This window comes from Streptomyces sp. NRRL S-1813, from assembly GCF_000719605.1.
Taxonomy (GTDB): Bacteria; Actinomycetota; Actinomycetes; order Streptomycetales; family Streptomycetaceae; genus Streptomyces; species Streptomyces decoyicus.
The window spans coordinates 148,375-154,922 of record NZ_JOHB01000014.1 but is presented as its reverse complement, the minus strand read 5'-3'; the positions used below and the strand labels follow the sequence as shown (position 1 = coordinate 154,922).

Here is a 6,548-nt window from a genome sequence, read left to right as displayed (position 1 = left end):
GCAGATGTCGCAATCCACACCAGGCCAGAAGGCCCTCACCCATTTCAAGATCACTCAGCCGAGACCTGCGTCACCAACCTCCGTGGACAGAACACCTAGTAGGCGCCGCCCGCCCCCTCAGCCGGCCGTCCGCCAGGCGTACCCGTCCGCTGCTCCCCTGTCAGCTGCTCGGTACCGCCTGCCTGATGGTGATCACACGGTCGGTGAGTTCGAGCGTTGCGGCCTGCGGGTCGGTGTAGTTCAGCACCCGGTGCCCCCGTACGACCGCCACCACCAGATCCTCCAGCTCGCGGGGGGAGCGGCCTGCCTCGCTCCTCGTCACCGGCCGCTCGTCGAGATCCAGACCGTTTCCGTAGGTCAGCAGGTCCTCCAGGATCGTGCCGACGTTCGGGCTGGCCATGGACATACCGAGCAGTCGCCCCGCCGCGCTCGAACTCGTGATGACCAGGTCCGCGCCGCTCTGCTTCAGCAGCGGTACGTTCTCGTCCTCCCGGACCGCCACCACGATGGAGGCGTGCTTGTTGAGCTGCCGTGCCGTCAGGGTGACCAGGGCGGCGGTGTCGTCGCGCTGGGTCGCCACGACCACGCGCGCGGCGCGCTGCAACTCGGCTCGAGTGAGAGTGTCGGAGCGGGTGGCGTCTCCGTGCACGCCCACGAAGCCGTCGCTGCTGGCAGCGTCCACGACCGTCTGCTGGGGGTCGACGATGACGATCTTCTCTTTGGAGATGCCCTGGACGATCAGGGTCTCGATGGCGTGGCGGCCCTTCGTCCCGTAGCCGATGACGACGACGTGATCTCGCATACGGGATCTCCAACGGTGAATGCGTACCTGGTGCCGGGTGCGTGCGGTGAGGACTTCGAGCGTGGTGCCGACCAAGATGATCAGGAACAGTACGCGGAGCGGTGTGATGACCAGGATGTTGATCAGCCGTGCGCTGTCGCTGACCGGAGTGATGTCGCCGTAGCCGGTGGTCGAGAGGGTGACGGTCGCGTAGTAGGCCGCGCCGAGAAAATCGACCTGCTGATGGGCGTGGTCGCGGTATCCGTCGCGGTCGAACCAGACGAGCAGCGTGGTGACGGCGAGTACCCCGAGCGCCATGATCAGCCGTCGCAGGACCTGTTGGAGCGGCGGTGCCATGCCCTGGGCGGGCAGGACGATGGAGCGGCCGGCCTCGGTGTCGTCCTTGGCCTCGGTCCGTGTGCGGGACCAGAGGGAGCGGAGGATCGAGAATCTGCCGGTCTCACGGCGCGGTTGCTGCGCGTCACTCATCCGGCCGACCCTCCCGGAACGGTGTGCGCTGCGACGGTCTGCGTAGGGGACATGCCTCCCATGCTCCGGCATGCGGGCGCCCGTGCGCCCGCAACTGCGGCAGGAATTGGGGACCGGCGGCAGGGCTCTGCCGCAACGGCGAAGATGCGAACCGACGTCTTGACCATGGAGCGTTGATATCGCCGGCAGGGGAGCCGTGGTGGGGCAATGCCGGGGTGCTCACCCGGTGGAGTGGCACGTGGTGGCGGAGCGACGAGATGCCCTGCCCGAAGCACCGCACCAGGCCCGCCGACCCCGTGCACCGCGGTATGTCCAGCACCCGCCGCGGACCCCCGATTCCCCCGCAGCGGCATCGCCCCGGTCCGGCGGGCGGACGGATAACCGCACTTCATGCGGGGTCCGGTGGCCGACCCGGCGGTAGTCGTCGGCCCCCGCACCGTCGCCCCGTGCGCGGACGGCGAGTAGCCTCGCGCCCATGCGAGCGATCACTATCCCCGAGCCCGGTGGCCCCGAAGCACTTGTCTGGGCGGACGTGCCCGATCCGAAGCCCGCCGAGGGCGAGGTCCTGATCGAGGTCGCGGCCAGCGCTGTGAACCGCGCCGACCTGCTCCAGCGCCAGGGCTTCTACGATCCGCCGCCCGGGTCCTCCCTCTACCCGGGGCTGGAGTGCTCGGGGCGGATCATCGAGCTCGGACCCGGCGTGCACGGCTGGGCCGTCGGTGACGAGGTGTGCGCGCTGCTGTCGGGCGGCGGATACGCGGAGAAGGTGGCCGTCCCGGCCGGGCAGCTGCTGCCGGTGCCGGACGGCCTGGACCTGGTCTCCGCTGCCGCGCTGCCCGAGGTGACCTGCACGGTCTGGTCGAACGTCTTCATGATCGCGCACCTGCGCCCCGGCGAGACGCTGCTGGTCCATGGCGGCGCCAGCGGCATCGGCACCATGGCGATCCAGCTCGCCAAGGCGGTCGGCGCGCGGGTGGCGGTCACCGCGGGCGGACCCGAGAAGCTGGCCCGCTGTGCCGAGCTGGGCGCGGACATCCTCATCGACTACCGCGAGCAGGACTTCGTCCAGGAGATCCGCAAGGCCACCGACGGCAAGGGCGCGGACGTCATCCTCGACATCATCGGCGCGAAGTATCTCCAGCGGAACGTCAAGGCGCTGGCGGTCAGCGGACGGCTGGCGATCATCGGGCTTCAGGGCGGGGTGAAGGCGGAGCTGAATCTCGCCGCCCTGATGGCCAAGCGCGCCGCGATCACCGGCGCCGGGCTGCGCGCCCGCCCGCTGAACGAGAAGGCGGCCATCGTCGCCGCCGTACGGGAGCACGTCTGGCCGCTGATCAGCAACGGTCAGGTGCGGCCGATCGTGGACCGTACGCTCCCGCTGGCGGAGGCCGCCGAGGCGCATCGCATCGTGGAGGCGAGTACGCACATCGGCAAGGTCGTACTGACGGTCTGAGCCGCCCAGCACCCCGCCCCGTAGCCCGCGCCGCCTGCGCCCGCCCTCCCGCGTTCCCATCGAGTAACCCGTGCGATATGCCCGAGATGCCGTGAATCTCATCACATGTGACGCTGGGGTGGTCACTCGACGGCTCGGCACGGGAGGGGCACTGTGGTCGCTCCAGGTTTCCGTTCGCGCATTGCCACCGGTCTGTTGGTGGCCGCCGTCGTGCTGCCCGTACCGATAGGAGCCGCCTCCGCGGCGGCTGCGGATCGGCGGGCCACACCGGTCGACCGCCCCCCGCAGCTCGCCCGGCCGGGCGATCAGCCCGAGGACTATGCGCAGGAAGAGGCCGGGCCCGGCGGCGACGACTTCGACGGCTACGGCTCCGACGACTATGCGGCTGACCCCCGCGCGGGCGACGGGCGGGGTGCCGGAGGGCGCCGGGGCCACCATGGTCACTCCGGCCATCCGGGGGCCCCGGGGCACCTCCCGGAGCTGCCGCCCCGCTTCCCCGGCCTGCCGGACGCCGTTCCGGGCTTCCCGCACGGGCCTTCGCACCACCACTTCGGCGGGCTTCGTGGGTCCGGGCGGTGGTACCACCGCCCGCATCACCCGTTCGACCCTTCCTTCATCGGGCCGGACGCGCCCCGGTACTCCTTCCCGGGTCGCGACGACGACGTGTACTACCGGAGGCCTGGCCATCACGGGCCGTCCGCCGGGGCGAGCTCTTCCGACGCCGACCGTGCGCACCCCCGGCCTGGCCGGCGCGCCCCGTCACCGAAGCGCCACAAGCCCTCGGCGCCCACACCCCATGCGAGAGACGGGGCCCCGGCACGGCCGTCCCCCTCGCACCGCTTCCAGGCCGCGGACCGGCTCATCCAGCACCCCTACGAGGCATTGCCGCCGCTCCCGACCCCTGCCGTCCCGCAGGAGGAGGCGCGCTCTGCACCGGACAGCGCGGATGGCGAATCGGCCGCGACGGCGAGTCCCTATGCGATGGAAGCCCCGGGCGCACCGGTCGAGCGGGTCCTTCCGATGGGCGCCGGCCTTGCTCTGACGGGTCTGGGTCTGGCCTTCTTCGCCCTTCGGCTGCGTCGGAGCTGATTTTTCGGTGGTTTCACGTGAAACGGTGGGAATCCGTTGTTTCACGTGAAACCACGGCAGCCGAGGCCGCCCAGAAGGGTGGATCACCTTCTCTCAGGGGCACCACCCTTCATGACCCCTCGTACGAGAGAATGGCGGCATGGATATGCCGATGAATGAACGGTCGCAGGAGAATTCGCACGTCCTGGTCGTCGGCCCGGACGGCATGGCACTCGGCAGCACCGGCTCCGGTGGCGGGGACGACGACAACGAGTCCCGCGAGACCCCCGTGACGGACATGGTCGAACAGCCTGCGAAGGTCATGCGCATCGGCAGCATGATCAAGCAGCTGCTGGAGGAGGTGAAGTCCGCTCCTCTGGACGAGGCGAGCCGGGTCCGGCTCAAGGAGATCCACTCCAGCTCGGTCAAGGAGCTGGAGGACGGGCTGGCGCCCGAGCTGGTCGAGGAGCTGGAGCGGTTGTCGCTTCCGTTCACCGATGAATCGGTGCCGACGGATGCGGAGCTGCGGATCGCCCAGGCCCAGCTGGTGGGCTGGCTGGAGGGCCTCTTCCACGGCATCCAGACCGCATTGTTCGCCCAGCAGATGGCCGCCCGCGCCCAGCTGGAATCGATGCGCCGTGCCCTTCCGCCCGGCGCCGTTCCGATGGAGGCCGAGGACGGCCACCCGGGTCAGGGCGGCGCCCGCTCGGGCCCGTACCTCTAGCCCGTACCTTCCAGGGAGACATCCCCTGGCGTTGTCCCCAGGGCCTGCACCGTCGAGCCGGCGCATCCGCGCGCGGATACGGCACCGGCTGACAAAGACAGAAGGGGCCGGCACGCATTCCGCGTGCCGGCCCCTTCCGCTGTCCACGGGAGGCCCGTGGGCCGTATGCCGTCAGCCGCTGCGGCCGGTCGAGACGGTCAGCTCGATGGTGTCGGACTTGCTCGGGTACCACCAGCTGATGGCGGCCGGGGTCTGATTCGTGACGGTGTTCTTACCCCAGATCGAGCTGTCCTCCTGCCCGACGACCTTGTACTTCCAGCCCGCGGCCTCGATGCACTTCTTCACCGAGTCGAGGTTCTTGAAGCGGAACGACGGGATGAGGATCTTGCCCTTGTCGCTGTAGCTCTTGGTGGGGTTGGTGCACTCGGACGCCAGGATCGTCGCCGACTTGTCCTCGGGCCGGACGCTCTCGGTGGGCGACGGCGACGAGGTGTCGGAGTACGCCGACGTCGGGGTGACATCCCCGCCGTTGGCGTCGCTGGAGCCGGCACTCAGACCGATGCCGATCGCGATCGCGGTGACCACGACCACGCCGACTATCGCCGAGACGACGATCACCGCGGTGTTGCTCTTCCGCGGGCCGGGGCCACCGGCCGACGGCATCGAGGCCGTCACGGGCGGCGGGGTGTAGGCCGGCGGGGGCTGGAAGCCACCCGAGTTGAACGGTGCCGGCCCCGGGATGGGACCCGGCGCCGGCGTCGGGTAGGCGTTGTTCGGCGGCGGCGTCGGGTAGGTGTTGTTCGGCGGCGGGGGCGTCGAGGGGCCGAACCCGACCGCCTGCGTCGGCTGATACGGCTGCTGCACGCTCGGCGGGGCCGGGGTCTGAAGGTTGCCGGAGGCGGTGGGGAACACCGCGGACGCGACCGACGAGCCGCTGGTGCGCGCCTTCGGGCCCTCGCCGATGATCAGCGGCGTCGCACCGGACTGCCCGGAACCGACGATCCGCAGGCACTCGTCCCGCATCGCCTCGGAGGTGGGGAACCGCTCGTTGGGATTCTTCTTCAGCGCCCGGGCCACCAGCGCGTCCACGGCCGGCGGCAGCGAGCTGTTGATGCTCGACGGGACCGGGGGCTCTTCCTGGACATGGGCGTAGGCGATGGCGAGCGGGGAGTCCGCGTCGAACGGCAGCTGACCGGTCAGCAGCTCGAAGAGCATGATGCCGACGGAGTAGAGGTCGGAGCGGGCGTCCACAGCGCGGCCCAGGGCCTGCTCGGGCGACAGGTACTGCGGAGTGCCGACGACCATGCCGGTCTGCGTCATCGACGTCACACCGGACTGCATGGCGCGGGCGATGCCGAAGTCCATGACCTTGACGACGCCACGCTTGTTCAGCATGACGTTCCCGGGCTTGATGTCGCGGTGGACCAGGCCCATTTCATGGCTGACCTCGAGCGCGGCCAGGACATCGGCCGTGATCTTCAAGGCCTTTTCCGTCGGCATCGCGCCAATCTGCGCAATGTCGTTGTCCAGATCGGAGCGCAGCGGCTGGCCCGCGACGTACTCCATGACGATGTACGGCACCATGCCGCCGTCGAGCTCGTCCTCACCGGAGTCGTAGACCGAGACGATATTGGTGTGCGTGAGTTTCGCCACGGACTGGGCCTCGCGGCGGAAGCGCTCACGGAAGGCCTGCTCGCGACCGAGCTCGGTGTGCAGGGTCTTGATCGCGACCTCGCGGTCGAGCACGCTGTCGTAGGCGAGGTGCACGGAGGCCATGCCACCGGCGCCCAGAAGATCACGAAGCTGGTAACGTCCTCCGCCGACCGAACGGCCCTCGAATTGGCCTTGAGCGCCGTCCTGGCTCATCGTCCGCTTCCCCCTAGGCGCACTACATACGTAGAGCGATCAAAATCTGGAATTCCGCAGCCAAGTCTGCCCCAGGCCTCGGACACGTCAAGCCGTGTGCCCGTTCCGTGACCAGATGTGCAAGATCCCGTCACGGCCATGAGACTTTTGCGCGCCCGGTCACCCCT

5 protein-coding genes are annotated in these 6,548 nt (G+C 69.6%); 3 read left to right on the top strand and 2 right to left on the bottom strand.

Translation table 11 applies throughout. The features are described from left to right. Nucleotides 1-160: 160 nt before the first annotated feature. Entirely contained in the window at nt 161-1,270 is a 1,110-nt protein-coding gene (locus IF67_RS0121525; protein WP_030988024.1) for a potassium channel family protein, read from the bottom strand. A 475-nt stretch (nt 1,271-1,745) separates the two neighbouring features. Between IF67_RS0121525 and IF67_RS0121520 the strand changes: the two genes are divergently transcribed. The 3 genes from IF67_RS0121520 (at nt 1,746) to IF67_RS0121510 (ending at nt 4,515) form a co-directional block, all read left to right on the top strand. Next, complete coding sequence (locus IF67_RS0121520; RefSeq protein WP_030988022.1) at nt 1,746-2,723, top strand: NAD(P)H-quinone oxidoreductase; 978 nt, start codon at nt 1,746-1,748, stop codon at nt 2,721-2,723. Between the two features lie 153 nt (nt 2,724-2,876). Then, nucleotides 2,877-3,812 (top strand): hypothetical protein, encoded by a 936-nt coding sequence (locus tag IF67_RS0121515; protein ID WP_030988020.1) that lies wholly within the window; start codon nt 2,877-2,879, stop codon nt 3,810-3,812. A 139-nt stretch (nt 3,813-3,951) separates the two neighbouring features. Further along, nucleotides 3,952-4,515, top strand: coding sequence for a bacterial proteasome activator family protein (locus IF67_RS0121510; RefSeq protein WP_030988019.1), 564 nt, complete (start codon nt 3,952-3,954; stop codon nt 4,513-4,515). A 171-nt stretch (nt 4,516-4,686) separates the two neighbouring features. On the opposite strand, the gene IF67_RS0121505 is transcribed toward IF67_RS0121510, so the two are convergent. Then, on the bottom strand, nt 4,687-6,381 hold the full coding sequence (locus tag IF67_RS0121505; protein WP_030988017.1) for a protein kinase domain-containing protein: 1,695 nt from the start codon (nt 6,379-6,381) through the stop codon (nt 4,687-4,689). Between the last annotated feature and the right edge of the window lie 167 nt (nt 6,382-6,548).